This window comes from Streptomyces sp. NPDC006283 (assembly GCF_040613325.1).
GTDB lineage: Bacteria > Actinomycetota > Actinomycetes > Streptomycetales > Streptomycetaceae > Streptomyces.
Window position 1 is genome coordinate 1 of record NZ_JBEXRZ010000132.1, and the last position, 20203, is coordinate 20203.

Consider the following 20203-nt stretch of genomic DNA (forward strand, 5'->3'; position numbering starts at 1 on the left):
CCGGGCCGAACATGGCCCGGACGGCAGCGGGTTGGACGGTGGCCTATGGGGCTGTCAGCGGCCGGGGAGGCGCTGCGTGACCTCCTGGAGCACCCAGCCGTTGCCGTCCGGGTCGCTGAAGGTGGCGAAGGAGCCGTAGGAGGCGCGCTCCGGGTGCAGGCCGGCCAGCCGTTCCTGGCCGGGGCGGCGGTGGGTGACTTCCCCGTCCTCGTGGCCGTGGAAGAGGCCGCCTGCGTCGTGGAAGATCTCGCTGACCTCGATGCCGCGGCCGGTGAGTTCCGCGCGCGCCTGCTCGATGTCGGAGACGATGACGTACAGGCCTTGCAACGAGCCGGGTGCAAGGGGGGTCATCCCCTCGCCGAAGGTGATCGAGCATTCGGAGCCGGGCGGTGTGAAGTGCACGACCCGGACGTCCTCGCCGGCCGTGTAGTCGACGTCCAGGCGGAATCCGGCCCTCTCGTAGAAGGCCTTGGCCCGGTCGATGTCGGAGACGGGCAGCACGATCATTTCGAGCTTCAGTTTCATGGGGGGTGTCCTTGTTACTTGATGCCGGTGGATGACGCCCGATGCGTCACCGGTTCAACAGGCAGTGGCAGCCGGGACGCTTCGTCGCCCGCACGGCTGCTGCGGCGGACGGCGGTGACGGCCGGAGGGGGTGGCTCGTCCGCCGCGGTCCGCGCGTCGGTTAAACGGCTCGTGGCTAGACGACCGTGAGCACGATCTTGCCCTGGATGTGCCCTCGGGCGGCGCGTTCGTGCGCGGCTCGGGCATCCGCGAGCGCAAAGGTGCTGTCGATCGCGACGCGGACCGTGCCCGCGTCGAGCAGACGTCCCAGTTCGGCAAGCTGCGCGCCGTTCGAGCGGACCTGGGTGCCCGTGACGGTGACGCCCAGCTTCTCGTTCTCTTCTTCGTCGAATTCGCCGAAGAAGACCGGGAAGTGGGAGCCGCCGCGCTTGAGCGTGCGCAGGAAGCGCCTGCTGCCGGGGCCGCCGACGGTGTCGAGAACGAGGTCGACGTCGTGCACGAGTTCCTCGGGACGGCTCTTGGTGTAGTCGATGAACTCGTCGGCGCCGAGCTCACGCAGGAACCGTTCATGCGCGCCCGACGCCACCGCGATGACATGTGCACCCTTCCATTTCGCCAGTTGCAGCGCGAGGTGCCCCACACCGCCCGCGGCGCCGTTGATGAGCGCCGTCACGTCGGCGTCGAGCGGCACCGGACGATGCTGCGCCGCCTGGAAGGGCGACGGGTGGTCGTGTCCGAGCTCGATCAGGAACTGCCACGCGGTGAGCCCGGCCATGGGCGCCCCGGCGGCGTGCACGTGATCGATGCCGGCCGGCTTGAGTGCGAGGTCCGACGCAGGCGCCGCCACGTACTCGGCATACGTGCTGCCGTCGAAACCGGGGAAGCGAAGGAGACCGAAGACTTCATCCCCGACGGAGAAGCCGTTCACATCGGACGCAACGGCCTCGACGACGCCCGACACGTCCGTCCCCGGAATCACGGGCAAGCTGAACTTCGGCCTCACCTTCGGAGGCAGGTTGGACATCCCGTCGCGCAGGTACCAGTCGGGTGGGTTGACGCCGGCCGCGTGCACGCGAACGAGCACCTCACCCGACCCCGGCTCGGGAATCGGCACCTCGTCGTGACGCAGAACTTCTGGGCCGCCGTGCTCATGGAGCCGGACCGCCCTCATCGTGTGTATCGGCATCGTTTTTCTCCCTGCCCGCGCTGCGGGCTAAACTCATTCGGATCAGCGATCCACATAAGTGGACCACTGATCCGAATATATGGACCACTGATCCGGAAGTCAAGGGGGACAGATGCGGGCCGACGCAAGGAAGAACCGCGACCACCTGCTCGCAGTAGCGGGCACCGCCCTCACCGAGCAAGGCGTCGACGTGTCACTGCGCGACATCGCGCGCAGGGCCGAGGTCGGACTCGCAACGCTGCTGCGTCACTTCCCGACGCGCGAGGCGCTTCTCGATGCCCTGCTCCGCACGAGCTTCGACGAGCTGACCACCAAGGCGGGCAAACTCGAGACGTCCAGCTCGCCCGACGATGCTCTCGTTTCGTGGCTACGCGACTGCGTCGCGTGGACCACCGAGTATCGGGGCGTGGTCGTGCTGATGGCAGCCGCCATCGATGACACCGACTCCGCACTCCACGCTTCGTGCGTCACTCTGCGCGCGGCCGGTGCGCGGCTCCTCGCCCGGGCCCAGGCCGGAGGCATGGCGCGGACCGACATCGACGGCGCCGACTTGTTCGCGCTGGTAGCCGCGCTCGCTTGGCTCGGCGATCAACCCTCGCTCGCGCCACGCGCCGATCACCTCTTCGACGTTGTCGCAAGCGCGATCCTGACCAGCGCGGCGAGCAGCGATGCCGAGGGGGAACGCCGTCCTGCCTGACGCGATGCGTGCGCAGAAGTCGGTGCTTGTCCTGCGCACCATGCGCTGTGCCGCCGAGATCCGTGACCCGGCCCGCAAGGGCGGCGGCGGCGCGTCCATTCAGGCGTCACTCTCGGCACCGGCAGATATACCGGTCAAAATGGGTACCCGGTATGCATGGTCACTATCAACCCCACGGCCGGGGACCCCACCGCCGACCTCGCGGCCGGTGAGGGGGCACCCGCGGTCATCGTGTTCAGTCTGATCGTGATCGGTTTGCTGGTGCTCCTCGTGTGGATCGTCTGGCAGGTGGGCGCGCGCCGGCGGCGCGACCGGCCTCCAGGGGAGGACGAGCAGCCGAAGCGGCCCGACCACCAGACACATTTCGAGAGCCGTCTGGAGCCCGACGAGTTCGATCCGAGCGAGGGTCACATGGTCGAGGGGCGTCTGACCCCTCACGAGCTCCACGGCTACGGGAACATGGGGTCGCGCCCCGCGCAGGAGAAGAAGCCGCCCCGTGACTCCGACGACAGCGGTGGCGCCTTCGGCAGCGGCGGTCACGGCGGCTGAGTCCTGTTCCCTCGTCATGCCGCCGGCTCATCGGCCGGCGGCATTCGTTCCTGCTCGGAAGGGAGGCGAGTTGTCGCGTGCGATCCGCCGGTGGCCGGTCCTGTTGGCAGCCGGGGCAGCCGGAGTGGTGTTGTGCGGCTGCGCATCGGTAGGAGAGCGCGAGGACTCGGCCGCCCGCGCCGTGGAGCGGTTCGAGGCCGATCTGGAAGAAGGCGACGGCGAGAGCGCCTGCTCCGCGCTCGCCCCCGGCACCCTGGAGGAGTTCGAGGACTCGGCGGAGACGGCCTGCCCGCGGGCGCTCGCCGACGCCGGTCTGCCCGAGGGCGGACCGACCCGACGGGTGGATGTGTACGGCCGGGAGGCCCGCGTGGTCCTCGGCGGCGACACGCTCTTCCTGTCGACGTTCCCGGACGGATGGAAGATCACGGCGGCAGGGTGCGAATCCCGGACGGGGCAGCCGTACAAGTGCCTGGTCAAGGGGGCATGACGGGATGACGCGGGCTTTGTTCGTCCTCTGTCTGCTGATCGCCGGCTGCGGTCTGGCGTACTTCATCGCGCTGGGGGTGATGCACCGGTGACGGCCGCACCCGGCTCATCTCGGGGGCGCGGCCTGCCTCAGGCCCTCAGGGAGAACAGCCTCACCCTGGTCTTCGGCACCGCGTTCCTGCTGGCGCTCCTCGGACAGGCGTTCGCGGGGCAGGCCCGTCTGAACAACGAGCTGGTCACCGAAGGCCTGCATCCGGTCGGTTTCGGCGCCTATCTGACCTCGTCCGATTTCGCGGTGAACGTCACCGAGAACTGGCAGTCGGAGTATCTGCAGTTCTTCCTGTTCATCTTCGGGACGGTCTGGCTGCTCCAGCGGGGGTCGCCCGAGTCGAAGAAGCTCGAAATGGCAGGCCCGGAGACCGAGCGCGACCAGCGGATGGGCGAGTACGCCACGCCCGACTCGCCGCGGTGGGCCGCCGCCGGCGGGCTGCGCCAGGTCCTGTACTCCCGCTCCCTGGGCGTCGTGATGGGCACGATCTTCGTCCTGTCGTGGCTGGCCCAGTCCATCGCCGGCCTGGCCGCGCACAACGCGGAACAACTGCGGACGCTGCAGGCCCCGCTGAGCTGGTCGCAGTACGTGTTCTCCGCAGACTTCTGGGACCGCACGCTGCAGAACTGGCAGTCGGAGCTGCTGGCGGTCGCGTCGATGGTCATCCTCTCCGTCTACCTCCGCCAGCGCGGCTCCCCGGAATCGAAGCCGGTCGGGTCCTCGCACGGGGCGACCAGCGTCGAAGGCTGAGCGACATGCCGGGCCGCCAAGGCGCACGGCGCGTCTCGATGTCACGGGTCGCGGCGGCCTCGGTGCCGCATCAGCAGCGCCGGGACCACCCAGCAGAGCACGAGTCCGCCCACCACGGCCGCGGTGAGTACGAGCGCCGTCGTGTCTCCTGTCGCGGGAACCGCGCGCAGCACGATCAGGATGGCGAGCGCCCCCATGCCGGCGAAGAGCGCGAGCGCCGCTAGGGTGAAAAGCGAGGCCCACCGCACGGCTTCGTACTTCATCCCGCGTCCGCGGGTCATGCGGTGCATGCTCACGGGCGCCGTGAGCGCTCCCGTGGCGGCCGCTCCGAGGAGCAGGCTCACCACGTACATGATCCGGTCGGCCTCGCCGACGCGGGGGAACAGCGGTGTGAAGGCCACCGCGAGCAGGAAGACGAGGAGCAGCTGGACCCCGGCCAGGGCGACCCGCACCTCGCGCAGGAGCTCACCCCACAGCCGGTCGAGCCGCTCGTCGGGGCTCTCCCGGCGGTCTCCGGGGCCTTTCGGGGCGATGCCCATCGGGCCGCCCGTTCAGGCCGGCCCGGAGGCGGGCCGCCGGCCCGCCTCGTGCCACCGCGCCGCCAGCCGCCTGGACCAGCGGCATACGAGCGTGAGCAGCCCCACCAGGGTCAGTGCCCACGTGAGGGCGAAGGCCCAGATCAGACCGGGTGACGAGCTGGAGGCGGCCATCACCAGGAGGACGAGGGTCACGGCCGCCAGGACGCTCACGGCGGCGCCGAGAGCATGGGCCCGGAATCGGTGGCCGGCCGCCGTGTGCGGCGGTTCGGGGCTCATCGTCCGAAGACGCCGGTCCAGGGCCCGATCTGTGCGCAGATCCCGTTCGATCTCAGCCAGGATCAGACGTTCCGGTTCGGAGAGTCCGGCTTCGTCCATGGCTGGCGCCTCCCATACGCGTGACGACGAGTTCGGATCAGTCCTCGCCCCGGACGATGTTCGCCTCCGGGCCGGGCTCCCACGTGCGGTCGGGTTCGCGTCCCTGCGTGACCACCGCGGGTCTGCAGGTGCGTATCCGCTCCTGCTCGCTGACACGACTGTGGATCCTTTCGGTGTCGGCCCGGGTTTCCACGGCTGACAACTCCTTCGGGGCTTCGATACCGGCCAGGTTGACGGCGCCGGTTCACGGCCGCTGCCGGATTTCTGTCGTGTCGGGTACCCCGTCCGCTCCGCGTCAGTCCCCCGGACGGCCGTATCCGAAGGAGGCTTCGACCGGCTCTGGCCGGGCACTCGGACCGCATGTCCAACGACCCTCTTCCTCCGCGCACGGCAGAACAGTCGACACGGCATGCGGCCGGACACCCGCGCATGCGCACGACGGATTCACACTGGATGCGCACCAGCGAGACCACGTCCTACCCGTCGCTCGAAGGCGACCTCACCGTCGACGTCGCCGTCGTCGGCGGCGGGATCGCCGGTCTGAGCACGGCGTGGGAACTGACCAGAGAAGGCGGCCGGTCCGTGGTGGTGCTCGAGGCGGACCGGATCGCCGCGGGCGTCACGGGGTTCACGACGGCGAAGCTGACGTCCCAGCACGGGCTGGTCTACGACCGGCTGCGGCGCACCAGGGGCGCCGATGGCGCGCGGCTCTACGCGCGCTCCCAGCAGGAGGCCGTCGAACGCGTGGCCGAGGTGTCCTCGGCGCTCGGCATCGACTGTGAGCTGGAGCGCGGTCCTTCCTACGTCTACTCCCGCGACGGGGCGCAGCGCTCGGCGCTGCGAGCCGAGGCGGAGGCCACCCGCGAAGCGGGCCTGGACGCGGCTTACGTCGAGGACACCGGGCTGCCGTTCTCGGTGGCCGGTGCCGTGCGGGTGGAGGGGCAGGCGCAGTTCCACCCGCGCAAGTACCTCCTCGGCCTGGCACGCGACCTCACGGCGTACGGCGGCACGATCCACGAGCGGACCCGGGTCACCGGGCTGCACGAGGGAAGCCCGTGCCGGCTCACGACGGAGAACGGCTGCACGGTCCTCGCCCGCGATGTCGTCGTCGCCACGCACTTTCCGGTCTTCGACCGTGCACTGCTGTTCGCCCGGATGTCCCCCCGCCGCGAGCTGGTCGTGGCGGCACCGCTGCCCGCGGACAGGGACCCGAAGGGGATGTACATCTGCGAGGAAGGCAGCAAACGGTCGGTGCGCACCGCCCCGCTGGGCGACGGTCGCCGGCTGCTGATCGTGACCGGCGAGAACTTCACCCCCGGCACCGGGGACGTCCCGGAACGGATCGAGCGCCTCGACGAGTGGATGCACACACACTTCGCGGTGGAGGAGACCGCCTACCGCTGGGCCGCCCAGGACAACGACTCCAGCGACACCGTGCCCCTCGTCGGCCCCTTCCACCCGGGCGCCCGGCACACCTATGTGGCGACCGGCTTCGGCGGATGGGGCATGAGCGGCGGTGTGCTCGCCGGGCGCCTGCTGGCCGGTCTGATCTGCGCCGTGAAGCCGCCGTGGACTGACCTGTACGACCCGCGGCGGATGTGGAGCACGCTGCGCGAGGCGCCCACCATGCTCTCGCAGCAGGCGGAGGTGGGCCGGCACTTCGTCGGGGACCGATTGCGTACGACGCATGTCGACACGGCCGCCGAGATCGAGCCGGGGACCGGTGCGGTCGTGCGTCTGCACGGCCGGCGTTGCGCCGTGTACCGCGACGACGACGGCACCTGCCACGCGGTGTCGGCCCGCTGCACGCACTTGGGGTGCCTGGTCTCGTTCAACGAGGCCGAGCGCAGCTGGCAGTGTCCCTGCCACGGTTCCCGCTTCGACGTCGACGGCTCCGTACTGCAGGGCCCGGCCGTCCGGCCCCTCGAACAGCGGGATGTCGACGGCTCCTGAGCGGCCGAGCCGCGCAATCTGCCCCAGGCTGGTAGGAAGTAGCACACATCATCCGACCGGAGAGGCGCCGCGGCGTGGAACCGACGAGCCGACCGGAGGCCGAGGGCGCGCCGCACATCGCGGAGGCGCACCGGTCCGCGGTCACCCTGCATGTCAACGGAGTCCGGCACACACTGTCGCTCGACCACCGCACCACCGTCCTGGACGCCCTGCGTGAGCACCTGGACCTGACGGGACCGAAGAAGGGCTGCGACCACGGCCAGTGCGGCTCGTGCACCGTGATCGCCGACGGGCGACGGGTCAACAGCTGCCTGATGCCCGCCGTGTCCCACGACGAGGCCCACATCACCACGGCCGAGGGGCTCGGAGCGGGCGGCGAGCTCCACCCCGTGCAGAAGGCCTTCGTCGCGAGAGACGCCCTCCAGTGCGGCTACTGCACTCCCGGCCAGATCTGCTCGGCGGTCGCGATGCTGGCGGAGGCGGCCGAGGGCCAGGCCTCGCTGGTGACGGGCGAGGGCCGGCCCGTGTCTCTCACCCCGCGGGAGATCCGTGAGCGCATGAGCGGCAACCTGTGCCGCTGCGGCGCCTACCCCAACATTGTGGCGGCCATCGAGGACGTGACGCTGTGAAGCCTTTTGCCTATGTCCGCCCCGGCACCGCCGCGGAGGCCGTCGCCGCCTTCGCCGCGCACACCGGAGCCCAGTACCTCGCCGGCGGGACGAACCTCGTCGACCTGATGAAGCTCGGCGTCGCCACCCCCGACGTGCTCATCGATGTGAGCCGGCTGCCGCTGGACACGATCGAGGGCGTTCCCGGCGGAGGGCTCCTGGTCGGCGCCGCCGTGCGCAACAGCGACCTCGCCTCCCATCCGGCCGTACGGACGCGCTACTTCGCCCTGTCCCAGGCCCTGCTGTCCGGGGCTTCGGGGCAGTTGCGCAACGCGGCGACCACCGGCGGCAACCTGCTGCAGCGCACCCGGTGCACGTACTTCCAGGACATCTCCAAGCCCTGCAACAAGCGTGCGCCCGGCACCGGTTGCCCTGCCAGGGAGGGGGTGCACCGTGATCTCGCCGTGCTCGGGCATTCGGAGCACTGCGTCGCCACGCACCCCTCCGACATGGCCGTCGCGCTGGCTGCCTTCGACGCCACCGTCCATCTGCACTCGACGGACGGCGACCGCGCGCTGGCGGTCACGGACTTCCACCGTCTGCCCGGCGACCGCCCCCAGGTGGACACCGAGATCCGCCCGGGTGAACTCGTCACCGGCGTGGAGCTGCCGCCCGTGCCGCCCGGCGCGCGCTCGGCGTACCGCAAGGCCCGCGACCGTGCCTCGTACGCCTTCGCCCTGGTGTCGGTGGCCGCTGTCCTCGCCGTGGAGGACGGGGAGGTCCAGCACGCGGCGCTCGCGTTCGGCGGTCTGGCCCACCGGCCCTGGCGGGCCCGCCGGGCCGAGTCACTGCTGGTCGGAGCTCCGGCCGGGCGGGAGGCGTTCACCCGGGCGGCCGAGGCCGAGCTGGCGGCGGCGCAGCCGCTGCGGGACAACGCCTTCAAGGTGCGGCTAGCCCGCAATCTCGCGGTGAGTGTCCTGACCGGACTCCTGTCGGGGCCCCGCGACGACGAGGACCACTCATGACCCGGGCGCCCGGCGTGCTGGGCAACGACGCCGTCCGGCTCGAGGCCCGGGACAAGGTCGCCGGCCACGCCCGTTATGCCGTCGAGCACACGCCGTCGGGGTGCGCGTACGCCTGGCCGGTGCCCGCCGCGATCGCCAGAGGGCGGGTCCGTGCGATCGGCACGGCGGAGGTCCTCGATCTGCCGGGGGTGCTGGCAGTGCTCACCCACGAGAACGCGGAGCGCCTCGGCACGCCGGACGACCGTACGCTCGCGCTCCTCCAGGACGACCGCGTCCCGCACCGCGGCTGGTACGTCGCCGTGGTCGTCGCCGACACCCTCGAGAACGCTCGCGCGGCCGCGGCGGCGCTGCGCGTCGACTACGAGTCCGAGGAGCACGACGTACGCCTCACGACCGGCCACCCGGGCATCTACACACCCGAGCAAGCCAACGGGGGCTTCCCCGCGGTGCGCGAACGGGGCGACTTCGACAGCGCGTTCGCCGCGGCCGACGTCCGTGTCGACGTGGAGTACGCCCTCACCGCCCTGCACAACCATCCGATGGAGCCGCACGCCGCCACGGCCCACTGGTACGACGGCCGACTGACCGTCCGGGACTCGAGCCAGGGCACCGGCGCCGTCAGGGACGCCCTCGCCCAGCTGTTCGGCCTCGACAGGAAACAGGTCACCGCGATCTCCGAGCATGTCGGCGGCGGCTTCGGATCGAAGGGGACACCCCGGCCGTCCGTCGTACTGGCGGCCATGGCCGCCCGGCACACCGGGCGTCCCGTCAAACTCTCCGTGCCGCGGCGCCAGTTGCCCGCCGTTGTGGGCCACCGGGCGCCGACGCTGCATCACATCCGGCTGGGGGCCGACGCCCAGGGCCGGATCACGGCTCTCGCCCATGAGGTCGTCACCCACACCTCACGGGTGAAGGAGTTCGTGGAGCAGGCCGCGGTCCCCGCCCGCGTCATGTACATCTCCCCCAGCAGCCGTACGGTCCACCGCGTGGCGCCCCTCGACGTGCCGAGCCCGTCGTGGATGCGCGCCCCGGGCGAGGCGCCGGGGATGTACGCGCTGGAGTCCGCGATGGACGAACTCGCCGTCGCGACCGGGCTGGACCCGGTGGAACTGCGGTTGCGCAATGAACCGGAGACCGAGCCGGACAGCGGTCTGCCGTTCAGCAGCAGGAACCTCGCCGAGTGCCTCCGCCGGGGCGCCGGCCTCTTCGACTGGCAGCGCCGCGATCCGCGCCCCGGGGTCTCCCGCGACGGTGACCTGCTGCTCGGGACGGGAGTCGCGGCGAGCACCTATCCCGTACTGATCGTCCCTTCCACCGCGTCCGCCCACGCGGGGCGCGACGGCCGTTACCGGATCCGCATCAACGCGACCGACATCGGAACGGGTGCCCGGACCGTGCTGACGCAGATCGCCGCACACGTGCTGGACGTGCCCCTGGAGTCGGTGGACATCGAGATCGGCAACAGCGACCTGCCGGCGGCCTCACTGGCCGGCGGCTCCTGCGGCACGTCTTCCTGGGGATGGGCGGTCCACAAGGCGTCCACGCTGCTGGCCGGACGTCTCGCGGACCATCGCGGAGAGCTGCCGCCGGAGGGGCTGACCGCGACGGCCGACACGAAGGAGGAGACGGGCAGGGAACAGACCCATGCCCGGCACGCCTTCGGGGCCGTCTTCACCGAGGTCCAGGTGGACACCGTGACGGGCGAGGTGAAGGTGCGCAGGATGCTCGGCGTGTTCGCGGCGGGCCGCATCCTCAATCCCCGTACCGCACGCTCCCAGTTCATCGGCGGGATGACGATGGGCATCGGCATGGCGCTGATGGAGGGCAGCACGATGGACGAACGCTTCGGCGACTTCGCCGAGTGCGACCTTGCCTCGTACCACGTGCCCGTCTGCGCCGACGTCACCTCGATCGAGGCGCACTGGGTCGAGGAGGACGACCGGCACCTCAGCCCGATGGGCAGCAAGGGCATCGGTGAGATCGGCATCGTCGGCACGGCCGCGGCCGTGGGCAACGCCGTCCACCACGCGACCGGTCTACGGCTGCGCGAGCTGCCGCTCACCCCGGACAAGGTGCTCGAGCGGCTCGAGGACGGGGCGGCGGTCAGCGGTCCAGGCCGGTGACGGCGGCGGCGTGCCGGAGCACGTCGACGAGCATGGGCGGGGTGAGCCGCCGGGTGAAGACGTTGCGCCTGCTCGGGTGGTAGCAGCCGAGCAGGTGCAGCTCGGGCCGGACGCGACCGCCGCTGCCTTCGTCGTCGCCGTCGTGCGTGTCGCCGGGCAGGACGATGTGGGCGCCGTGTCCGAACGCCGGCCGGGGCCGGGGCAGTCGGCGCCCCGTGGCTTCCAGGACGGGCAGCAGCGCCTGCCACCCGAAGGCGCCGAGGACGACGACGGCGCGCAGGTTCGGCAGCAGGGACAGTTCATGTGCGAGCCACGGCCGGCAGGTGTCGCGCTCCTGGGGCGTGGGTCTGTTCTCCGGCGGGGCGCAGTGGACGGGCGCGGTGACGCGCACGCCTCGCAGTTCGAGGCCGTCGCCGCGTTGGGTGGACGTGGGCTGCGAGGCGAGGCCGACGGTGTGCAAAGCGGCGAACAGCACATCACCCGAGTCGTCGCCGGTGAACATCCGCCCGGTGCGGTTGCCGCCGTGCGCGGCGGGCGCCAGGCCGACGACGGCGATGGCCGCGTCGGGAGGCCCGAAGCCGGGCACGGGCCTGCCCCAGTACTCCCAGTCGGAGAAGGCCGCCCGCTTCGTTTCGGCGACCGACTCCCGCCACGCGACCAGCCGCGGGCAGGCCCGGCAGCGGGTCACCTGTTCGTCGAGCTCGCCGAGGCCGGTGCAGCGGGGCGCCGTGCGGGCGGGAAAGTCGTCCCCGTCACTCACCCGCGCCTCCGTACTCGTCCGGACCGGTGCTGTCCGACGAGCGGGCGGCGAGGAGGAGCGCGATGTCGTCGGGGCGGTCGGCGGAGCGCCGCGCCTCGTTGATGAGACGGTCCGCGGTGTCCGAAAGCCCGGCGGCTCCCAGGTCTGCGAGGGTGGTGCGAAGCCACTCGATGCCCAAGTCGATGTCGATGCCGGCCCGTTCGACCAGGCCGTCCGTGAACAGGGCGAGCACCGCGCCCTGTTCGAGGCGCATCTGTGTCACGGGGTAGGTGGCGTCGGCATCCACGCCGAGCACGATACCGCCGGCGAAGCCGCACACCTCGGTCGTACCGTCCGGGTGGCGCAGCAGCGGCTGGAGATGACCGGCGCGCACGGCCTGCCCCATACCGGTCACCGGATCGAGCACGATGTAGCAGCAGCTGGCGAACTGGCCGGGGTCGAGGTCGATGAGCAGCCGGTTGGTGCCGGTCATCACCTCTTGCGGATCATGACCGCTGAGAGCGAAGGCCCTTACCGCGCTGCGGAGTTGGCCCATGGTGGCCGCGGCCGCCACACCGTGGCCCTGGACGTCCCCGACGACCAGTGCGAGACCGCTGCCGGTTTCGACAACGTCGTACCAGTCTCCTCCGACCTCCATCCCCTGCGTGCCCGGGAGGTAGCGGCCGACGGTGTCGAGGCGTTCGACGACGGGCAGCCGGTGCGGCAGCAGGGCGTCCTGGAGGCCGCGGGCGAGGGCGGCCTCCGAGTCGTAGCGCTGGGCCCTCTGGAGGGCCTGGGCGATGAGTCCGGCGAGCGCGGTCAGCACCGTGCGTTCCTCCGGGCTGAAGCCGCGCGGCTGGTCGAAGCCGAGGATGCAGGTGCCGACGGGCCGGCCCGAGGCGATCAGCGGCAGGAAGGCCCGGGCGCCGACATGGGCGTCCAGGGGGATGCCGGGGTAGGCGTCGGCGAGGTGCTGCATGGACTCGAAGAAGATCGGCCGGCCGGTGGTGAGCGTCTCGACGCCCGGCAGCCGGGCGTCGAGCCCGACGCCGTCGAACCGGCTGAGGAAGCCGCGCGGGAAGCCGGTCTCCCAGGAGAGGTAGAGCTGTCGGTTGCTCAGCAGATAGATCGCCAGCTGGCGGCCGCCGAAGGCGGGCAGCAGCTCCTCCGTGACCACGGCGGAGACCTGGCGGGCGGTCACCGCCTCGGTCAGCGCGATGGCGAGGGCGACGGGGCGGTAGAGCGCGACGGCCCGGTCGGCCGGCGAACCGAGGCCGGCGCCGGGTGCGAGGACCGAACCGGGGGCGTAGGCGGGCCGCTCCCCCGGCGTGAGCGTGATGGTGAGCCCGTCGTGGCCGGGGAAGACGGAGACGGACATCCAGTCGTCCGACCGCCGGGCCGTGAAGTGGACCGGTTCGTCGGACAGCAGCGCGGCCCGGTAGTGGTCCTCGTGGGCGGCCTGGGAGAACCACGGCAGCGCGTCCCACAGCACCCGGCCGGCCAGCTCGCCGCGCGGGTGCCCGAGCATCGTCTCCGCGTTGCGGTTGACGTAGGTGATCCGGCCGAGCCGGTCGACGGTGCAGACGCCGTGCGGAAGCCGGTCGGCCGCTTCGGGGACGACGGGGCCGGCGCCGAGGTCGACGAGGAATCCGGTCAGATGGGTGTCGGTGTCGCCACTGGAGGACCGGGCCCGGCGGCCGGACACCTCGAGCAGGTGCGGGCGTCCGTCCGGGCCCTGGAGGCGCATCCTGCGGGAGACCGGGCGGTCGGACTCCGCGGCCTGGCGCGCGACGGTCCACAGCCCGTACGCGTCCTCGGGCTCCAGCCGGGCGGCCATCGCCTCGACGGTGCCGGGGAAGTTGGCCGGGTCGGTGCCGAGGATGGCGCAGAGTTCGTCGTCGCCGGTCACCGTGCCGTGGTCGAGGTTCCAGTCGAAGTGGCCGACCCGTACCGGGGGTGTGAGGAGTGCGGGAAGGGTGACGGACACCGGTTCGCCGTCCCACTCGATGCGGGAGCCGTCCGCGCCCAGTCCGTCGAGCGTCTCTCCGAGCCGGAGACCGGCCTCGTGGAGCCGGCGACGGTCTTCCTCGCCGACCGGCTGCCCGGGTGTCGCGGGGCGCAGCACCGCGAGGACTCCGAAGCGCTCGCGCCCGTGGCAGATCGGCACGAACAGCGAGCCGAAGGGGAAGGGAAGCCCCGCCATGAACTGCGGGAAGCGGCGCATCGCCTCTTCGGCGTCGCCGAGGTGGACGGCCTGTCCGGAGCGGTACACCTCGGCCACCGGGAAGGGCCTGTTCACGTGCATGCGCCACCAGGGCCTGAACAGCGGCCCCGGCAGGCCGGCGATGACGGCCATCCTGAGCAGGTCGGGTGAGGCGGAGCGCATGAACAGGGTGCCTGCGAACCCCCCGACGGCCTCGATGGCGCCCACCTCGGCCTGGGCGAGCACCAGCGCGAGTTCGTCCGGGACGAGGCCTCGGCTGCCCGCTTTCGTCACTCGCGCGGGCATGGTTTCGAGCTCACCGGACGGGGCGCGCGGGGCCATGCCGTACCAGGTCACATTGCAAGGATGCTCCCCGGCGGCCGTGCGGCGCATCTCCGTGCGGCACGCCGTCGGGGCGGTGGGAGGCCCGTCGCCGCCCCGGGGATGATCTTCGTGGCGGCAGGGGCGGGTGGGCTATGTTGAGGACGGGCTGGACATAGAAGGGGGCACACCGGTGCCATCAGGGCAGCAGGAACGTGCACAGGCGGCCGCGATCACCCCGGGCAGGCCTGCCCCGGAGAAGGAGGCCCCTCCGGCGGAGCGGGTCCTCGCACTGCTCGGCGGCCACCGCCTCTCCCCCGGCCAGCGGCGCATCGCCCAGTACATCATCGACCATCTGACAGAGGCCGCGTTCCTGTCGATCACCGACCTCGCGGAGCGCGTCGGTGTCAGTCAGCCCTCCGTCACCCGGTTCGCGACGTCGCTCGGCTACACCGGTTTCCCCGCCCTGCGCGAGGCGCTGCAGCCGATCGCACTGAGTGCGGTCGCCGCATCCCCGGAGAGCCGGGAGGAAATCCGCCGCAACGAGTTGCAGGCCGCCGTCGACGCGGAGATCGACAACCTGGAGAACCTGCGCCGGGTTCTCGCCGACACCGACCGGGTGCTCGACCTCGGCCGCGAGCTGGCCCGTTCGGTGCCCCTGACGATCCTGGGACTGCGGATCTCGGTCTCCCTCGCGGAGTACTTCGCGTACGCCGCGCGGCGCATCCATCCCGATGTGCGGCTGGTGACCCGCGGCGGCAGCGTCGCCTACGACGCGCTGCTGCAGTCCCGCGAGGCCGGCGGCACCTGGGTCCTGGCCTTCGCGATGCCCCGGCACGCCAACGAGACGCTCGCGGCGCTGCGGGCGGCCCGCCGCACCGGGCTGCGGGTCGCACTGGTCACCGACATGACGCTCGGGCCGCTGGTGGAGGAGGCCGACGTGACGCTCACGGCCGGTACGGGCTCGCGGCTGGTGTTCGACTCGTACGCGGCGCCGGGTGTGCTGTCGGCGGCCGTGCTGCAGGCGATGGCCGATGCCGACCCGGAGCGGACGCAGGTGAGGCTCGAGGGCTACGAGCACGTGGCGGACCAGCACGACTTCTTCCTCGACGACTGATCTGCCTTTCATTTGCAGCCCGAACCGGTCTCTTACCGGACTTTTTCAGGCCTAGCGGTGCATGAAATTTTTCATACTCTTGCTTACTCGACGGTATATATATTTACTACGTGTGGCGCCGGTGTCCTCCGTAGCCACGAGGGCTGTACCCACGCCCTCCCCAACCGAACACTCGCGGTCCGGCGCTCCCTCCTCGCGCCGTCCCCTGGTGTTCACACCGGGCTCCGCATTCCGCCGCGGATGCCCTCGGCGGTCCCGGTCAACCCCTGGGCCGGGACCGCCGCCCCCTCTCGATCAGAGTTCATCGGCACCATGCGGAGCGACGACGATGTCCCACACCCTCACCCCGATCGGTCCGGACTGGCCCTGCCAGGTGAAGACGCCCGGCAGCCACGACTGGGAGCGCACGGCGGCCCGTTGGCTCCGCGATCTGCTGCCCGCCCGTTACGCCGGTTACTCGACGCTCACCCGTCACCCCGTCCTGCTCGCGCGTCATGCGCAGCTGCAGATCCAGCACGAGATGCGGGCGGTGCGGGTGGCCATGCAGACGTCACGGACCGACCTGCCGACGCTCGGCGTGGCGGAGACCGTCATCGAGAACACGATCCGGCTCTACGCGATGGAGCTCGAGCAGCTCGGACGGCTCGCCCGCGGCGTCAGGCTCGTCGGCGACGCTCTCCTCGCGGGCGGCGGCACGCCGCGCAAGCGGTAGCAGCCGGCGACGGCAGCGCCCTGCGCAAGGCGCTGCGGGCCCGGTTCCGCGCCTGCCGTTCACGCCAGTTGCCGGCGTACCAGCTCGTGGAGCCGGCCACCCGTGTGGGCGAGGAGCTCGGCGGGCCGGCCCTCCTCGACGATCCTGCCGTCCTCCATCACGATCACCCGGTCCGCGTCCATGACCGTGGTCAGCCGGTGGGCGATGACCACACGTGTGGCGTCGAGCCGGCGGGTGCTCTCGATGACGACGCGCTGGGTCTCGTTGTCGAGCGCGCTGGTCGCCTCGTCGAAGAAGAGGACGCGCGGGCGGCGCACCAGGGCCTGAGCGATCATCAGCCGCTGCCGCTGGCCGCCGGAGATCGCGCCGCCTCCGGCGATCATGGTGTGCAGTCCCATGGGCATCCGTTTGATGTCGTCCGCCAGGCCCGCCATTTCGGCCGCCTCCCACACCTCGTCCTGGGAGAACGTCTCCGCACCGCAGATGCAGTCGAGGATCGACCCGGTGAGCGGCTGTGCGTTCTGCAGCACCACACCGCACTGGCGGCGCACGGCGCCGGGGTCCAGGGCGGCCAGGTCCTGGCCGTCGTAGAGCACGGTCCCCGAGCCGGGCCGCTCGAAACCGATGAGCAGCCTCAGCAGTGTCGACTTGCCGCATCCGCTGGGGCCGACGATCGCCACGAACTCGCCCGGCCGTATGTGCAGAGAGACGTCGTCGAGAACCGGCGGCCCGTCGTCGGCGTAGCGGAAGGTGAGCTTCCTGGCCTCGATCGCACCGGACAGAGTGCCGGGCTGCGCGCTCGCGCCGCGCACTTCCGGCGCCTCGTCGAGAATGGGTCGCACCTGCTCGAACATGGGCAGCACGGCCGCTGCCGACACGAGCACACCGGTGAGCTGCGTGACGGAGGTCAGCAGCATGGTGACGGCGGTGCTGAAGGTGAGGAACTCACCGGCCGACATGGACCCGCGGGCCGGACCCGCCAGCAGCATGAACATGATCAGCGAGCAGAGCGGCAGGTAGACCGCGTCCAGCACCGTTGTCAGGTTTCTGATGCGGCCGACCCGTTGCTGCAGTTCGCGGGAGCGCGCGAAGCGCCGCGCCCAGGCCGCGTACGCGAAACTCTCCGCCGCGGCGACCCTCAGCTTCGGCAGCCCTCGCAGGGTCTGAAACGCCTGGTTGTTGAGCTTGTTGCCGAGCTCCACGAGCCTGCGCTGCCAGCGCACCTGCCAGAGTCCCATGACGAGGAACACCGTGCCGATGACCACCAGCATGCCGATGGCCGCGAGCGCCAGCGGCACGCTGTACCACAGGAGCAGCATCACGTTCATCGCGCCGACGGTGGTGGACTGGACGGCCACCGGCCCGATGCCGGACAGCACACGGCGGATGGAACTGATGCCCATGGCCGCGCTCGCCAGCTCACCGGTCGACCGTTCGGCGAAGAACCTGGTCGGCAGCCTCAGCAGCCGGTCCCAGACGGCGGGTTGGAGGGTGCTCTCGATCCGGCCCTCCATGCGCAGGATGGTGAGGTTCTGCAGCAGCATGAAGGCGGCCGAGACGATGCCGGCGATCATGACGGCGACCGACACCTGCACGATCAGGCCGGTCTCCGCCTTCGGCACGTACACACCGAGGATCTGTCCGGTGGCGATGGGCACGAGGGCTCCGAGGGCGACGGTGACGAGCCCGCCGAGCAGCAGATTCCGCAGGTCCATGCGGGTGCCGCGGAGGCTGAAGCGCACCAGACGCCAGACACTCGCGGGCAGTTCGGGCAGGGGCCGGTAGAACATCACGGCGCGCGCCTCGAACTCGTCGGCGTTGTCCTTGCCGATCCGGGTCCGTGAGCCGGTGAGGGGATTGACGGCCTCGTAGCGTCCGCGGCGCCACAGCAGCGCGACCGGCGCGCCGGACGCGGCCCGGTGCCCCACGAGAGGACCGGCGTCGCTCCGCCACCAGCGGCCCTCGAGACGGACCGGCCGGGTGCGGATCCGGGAGGCGATCGCGATGCGTTCGACCGGCGTGACGCGTTCGTCCGCCGGTCCTCCCTTGGGCGGGTCGGCGAGCGTGATCCCCGCTGCCGTCGCGACCTGCCGGCACACGGCGAGGAGCGTGTCGTCGCCGTCCGCGCCCGCATGGCCGCGGCCGGAGCGGTCCCACCGGCCGATGGACGCCAGCAGTGCCTCGTCGGCCCGCGCCGAGACGTCGGCGCCCGCCTTGATGCCGGCGGCCGTCCGGTCCTCGTGGGCCCGCTCCAGTTGGTCGATCCAGCCGTCGACGGCGGACAGCAGCCGGTACTGCTGGTTGACCATGCCCTGCCACATCGCGCCCGCGACGAGCAGGTCACCCGCCGCTTCCGCGCTGTAGGTGGCGCCGTACTGCACGCTGCCCGGCTCGACCTGCATCCACAGGACGTCGTCGTCGGCCATCGCCTCCTCCGCGGCCGGCCGGCCGTCGAGGGGCGCCTCGAAGAGCACGCCGAGCCCCCTGCCGACGCCTAGCCCGAAGGCGTACTCCAGCTGGGTCGCGGCCGTCCGGCCGTAGGGGTCCTGGTACGCGGACGGATACGGCTCCGGGTACTCCGGTACGTACAGTTCCCGCAGCGGGATGCGGCGCAGCAGGCAGTCCTGCGAGGGCCGGCCGGTCAGGGTGTGCTGGGGTCCCTCGACCGGGCCGAGGAGCAGGGTTCCCGGCTCCAGACGGCCGAGGAAGTGCCAGTGGCCCTGCGCGGCGGCGTCCACGGCGAACAGGTCCAGGCTCCCGTTCACGACCAGCCACAGCACCTGCGGTCCTTCCAGGTGCAGGCTGCGCAGGCCGGTGCAGTCGACGGGTGCGCCGAGGCCGCCGAGCGCGTGGATCACCGGATCGGTCTGCGCCGGGGCGTCGACGGGGCCGGTGGCGGCCGGGTGTACGGATGACACGTCAGTGCTCCTTGACCAGCTCTGCGTAGGCGCCTTGGGCGGCGACCAGGTCCTCGTGGCGGCCGCGTTCGACGACGGATCCGTGGTCCAGCACCACGATCTCGTCACTGTCGCGCACGGTGCTCAGCCGGTGGGCGATCACGACGCACGCGCAGCCGCGCCGGCGCAGATTGTCGATGATGAGCCGCTCCGTCTCCGCGTCCAGGGCGCTGGTGACCTCGTCGAGGACCAGGATGCTCGGCCGGCGCACCAGTGCCCGTGCGATTTCGAGGCGTTGGCGCTGGCCCCCGGAGAAGTTGCGGCCGTCCTGTTCGACGCGGCTGTGGATGCCCTCGGGCCTTCGCATGATCACATCGTGGAGCGCGGCGTCCCGCAGGGCGGTCTCGACGGCCTCGTCGGGAATGGAGGGGTCCCACAGTGTGACGTTGTCACGGACGGTCCCCTCGAAGAGGAAGATGTCCTGGTCGACGAAGGAGACGGAGGCGGCGAGCGCGCCGCGGGGGATGTCCTCCAGCCGTCGGCCGTCGATGCTGATGATCCCTTCCCAGGGGGTGTAGAGGCCGGATATCAGCCGGGAGACGGTGGACTTGCCGCTGCCCGAGCCGCCGACGAGCGCCACCTGACTGCCCGGACCCACCGTCAGGGAGAAGCCGTTCAGCAGCGGCTGGTCGAGCGGGCTGTATCCGAAGGTGATGTTCTCCAGCGTCACGTGCCCCTTGAGCCTGCGGCTGCTCGGGTCGGGTTCCTCGCGGGAGTAGAGCGGGTCGACGGGGAAGCTCTCCACGTCCTTGAGCCGGGCGACGTCCGCGGCGAAATCCTGGATCCGGCCGGCCACTCCGTTGAGCCGGGTGATCGGTGCGGTGAAGCGGGCCACCAGCGCCTGGAAAGCGACGAGCAGACCGATCGTTATGTGGCCCTCCACGGCGCGCAGGCCGCCGATCCACAGGATGAGCGCGCTGTTGAGTGTCGCCAGGGTGGGGGCGACGACGGCGAGGACCGCGCTGGGCACGCCGAGGCGCTGCTGCACGTCGAGTGTGGTCGCGTGCTGCCCCGCCCAGCGGCGGAAGAAGCCGTTCTCCCCGCCCGTCGCCTTCATCGTCTCAATGAGCTGCAGACCCGTGTACGAGGTGTTGGTGAGGCGTGCGCTGTCGGCCCGCAGCTTCTGGGTGTGTGTCGAGCGCAGCCGGATGACGATCCGCATCGCCACCACGTTCAACAGCGCGATCAGAATGCCGAAGACGGTGAGCTGGGGGTCGTAGCTCCACAGCAGCGCGGCGTAGAGGAGCACCACGACGCCGTCGACGGCGGCCGCGGCGAGGTCGCGGGCG

Annotated in this window: 19 protein-coding genes; 10 read left to right on the forward strand and 9 right to left on the reverse strand. The window is 71.3% G+C overall.

Annotation, left to right across the window (positions count from 1 at the left end; genetic code table 11):
- Positions 1–54: 54 nt before the first annotated feature.
- Together ABZ070_RS24240 and ABZ070_RS24245 are read right to left on the reverse strand one after the other, a co-directional pair.
- Positions 55–525, reverse strand: a complete 471-nt coding sequence (locus ABZ070_RS24240; protein WP_356637211.1) for a VOC family protein — start codon at positions 523–525, stop codon at positions 55–57.
- 175 nt (positions 526–700) lie between these two features.
- Complete coding sequence (locus ABZ070_RS24245; RefSeq protein ID WP_356637213.1) at positions 701–1711, reverse strand: NADP-dependent oxidoreductase; 1011 nt, start codon at positions 1709–1711, stop codon at positions 701–703.
- 112 nt (positions 1712–1823) lie between these two features.
- On the opposite strand from ABZ070_RS24245, the gene ABZ070_RS24250 reads away from it, so the two are divergent.
- The 4 genes from ABZ070_RS24250 (at position 1824) to ABZ070_RS24265 (ending at position 4242) form a co-directional block, all read left to right on the forward strand.
- Positions 1824–2408 (forward strand): TetR/AcrR family transcriptional regulator, encoded by a 585-nt coding sequence (locus tag ABZ070_RS24250; RefSeq protein ID WP_356637215.1) that lies wholly within the window; start codon positions 1824–1826, stop codon positions 2406–2408.
- 156 nt (positions 2409–2564) lie between these two features.
- The gene (locus ABZ070_RS24255; protein ID WP_356637217.1) at positions 2565–2957 is read left to right on the forward strand and encodes a DUF6479 family protein; all 393 of its coding nucleotides are present in this window, start codon (positions 2565–2567) and stop codon (positions 2955–2957) included.
- A gap of 70 nt (positions 2958–3027) precedes the next feature.
- Positions 3028–3444: a hypothetical protein gene (locus tag ABZ070_RS24260; protein WP_356637219.1), complete on the forward strand. Its 417-nt coding sequence runs from the start codon at positions 3028–3030 to the stop codon at positions 3442–3444.
- Between the two features lie 87 nt (positions 3445–3531).
- Positions 3532–4242 (forward strand): DUF6766 family protein, encoded by a 711-nt coding sequence (locus ABZ070_RS24265; RefSeq protein ID WP_356637221.1) that lies wholly within the window; start codon positions 3532–3534, stop codon positions 4240–4242.
- A gap of 41 nt (positions 4243–4283) precedes the next feature.
- Here ABZ070_RS24265 and ABZ070_RS24270 read toward each other — a convergent pair whose 3' ends face one another.
- From ABZ070_RS24270 to ABZ070_RS24280, 3 genes are read right to left on the reverse strand one after another with little or no spacing between them, the layout of a single operon-like run.
- Positions 4284–4781, reverse strand: coding sequence for a DUF6328 family protein (locus ABZ070_RS24270; protein WP_356637223.1), 498 nt, complete (start codon positions 4779–4781; stop codon positions 4284–4286).
- 12 nt (positions 4782–4793) lie between these two features.
- Positions 4794–5156 (reverse strand): DUF3040 domain-containing protein, encoded by a 363-nt coding sequence (locus tag ABZ070_RS24275; RefSeq protein ID WP_356637225.1) that lies wholly within the window; start codon positions 5154–5156, stop codon positions 4794–4796.
- Positions 5157–5193: 37 nt separating this feature from the next.
- Complete coding sequence (locus ABZ070_RS24280) at positions 5194–5349, reverse strand: hypothetical protein (RefSeq protein WP_356637227.1); 156 nt, start codon at positions 5347–5349, stop codon at positions 5194–5196.
- 260 nt (positions 5350–5609) lie between these two features.
- On the opposite strand from ABZ070_RS24280, the gene ABZ070_RS24285 reads away from it, so the two are divergent.
- The 4 genes from ABZ070_RS24285 to ABZ070_RS24300 all read left to right on the forward strand — a co-directional run bounded on the left by ABZ070_RS24285 (position 5610) and on the right by ABZ070_RS24300 (position 10865).
- Complete coding sequence (locus tag ABZ070_RS24285) at positions 5610–7109, forward strand: FAD-dependent oxidoreductase (RefSeq protein WP_356637229.1); 1500 nt, start codon at positions 5610–5612, stop codon at positions 7107–7109.
- Positions 7110–7183: 74 nt separating this feature from the next.
- Positions 7184–7738: a 2Fe-2S iron-sulfur cluster-binding protein gene (locus ABZ070_RS24290; protein ID WP_356637231.1), complete on the forward strand. Its 555-nt coding sequence runs from the start codon at positions 7184–7186 to the stop codon at positions 7736–7738.
- Complete coding sequence (locus tag ABZ070_RS24295; RefSeq protein ID WP_356637233.1) at positions 7735–8742, forward strand: xanthine dehydrogenase family protein subunit M; 1008 nt, start codon at positions 7735–7737, stop codon at positions 8740–8742. Before ABZ070_RS24290 ends, ABZ070_RS24295 begins: the two co-directional genes overlap by 4 nt.
- Entirely contained in the window at positions 8739–10865 is a 2127-nt protein-coding gene (locus ABZ070_RS24300) for a xanthine dehydrogenase family protein molybdopterin-binding subunit (RefSeq protein WP_356637235.1), read from the forward strand. The genes ABZ070_RS24295 and ABZ070_RS24300 overlap by 4 nt, the downstream gene beginning before the upstream one ends.
- On the opposite strand, the gene ABZ070_RS24305 is transcribed toward ABZ070_RS24300, so the two are convergent.
- Positions 10846–11625, reverse strand: a complete 780-nt coding sequence (locus ABZ070_RS24305) for a uracil-DNA glycosylase (protein ID WP_356637237.1) — start codon at positions 11623–11625, stop codon at positions 10846–10848. The two genes, ABZ070_RS24300 and ABZ070_RS24305, sit on opposite strands and share 20 nt — an antisense overlap.
- The gene (locus ABZ070_RS24310) at positions 11618–14113 is read right to left on the reverse strand and encodes a SpoIIE family protein phosphatase (protein WP_356637247.1); all 2496 of its coding nucleotides are present in this window, start codon (positions 14111–14113) and stop codon (positions 11618–11620) included. Before ABZ070_RS24310 ends, ABZ070_RS24305 begins: the two co-directional genes overlap by 8 nt.
- Before the next feature lie 208 nt (positions 14114–14321).
- On the opposite strand from ABZ070_RS24310, the gene ABZ070_RS24315 reads away from it, so the two are divergent.
- Together ABZ070_RS24315 and ABZ070_RS24320 are read left to right on the forward strand one after the other, a co-directional pair.
- On the forward strand, positions 14322–15245 hold the full coding sequence (locus tag ABZ070_RS24315) for a MurR/RpiR family transcriptional regulator (RefSeq protein ID WP_356637239.1): 924 nt from the start codon (positions 14322–14324) through the stop codon (positions 15243–15245).
- A 328-nt stretch (positions 15246–15573) separates the two neighbouring features.
- Positions 15574–15957: a hypothetical protein gene (locus ABZ070_RS24320; RefSeq protein WP_356637241.1), complete on the forward strand. Its 384-nt coding sequence runs from the start codon at positions 15574–15576 to the stop codon at positions 15955–15957.
- A gap of 59 nt (positions 15958–16016) precedes the next feature.
- Here the strand turns inward: ABZ070_RS24320 and ABZ070_RS24325 are convergent, their stop codons facing one another.
- Together ABZ070_RS24325 and ABZ070_RS24330 are read right to left on the reverse strand one after the other, a co-directional pair.
- Positions 16017–18875, reverse strand: a complete 2859-nt coding sequence (locus ABZ070_RS24325; RefSeq protein WP_356637243.1) for an NHLP bacteriocin export ABC transporter permease/ATPase subunit — start codon at positions 18873–18875, stop codon at positions 16017–16019.
- Between the two features lies 1 nt (position 18876).
- Positions 18877–20203, reverse strand: a 1327-nt coding sequence (locus tag ABZ070_RS24330; protein WP_356637245.1) for an ATP-binding cassette domain-containing protein, incomplete at its 5' end; no start/stop codon positions are given.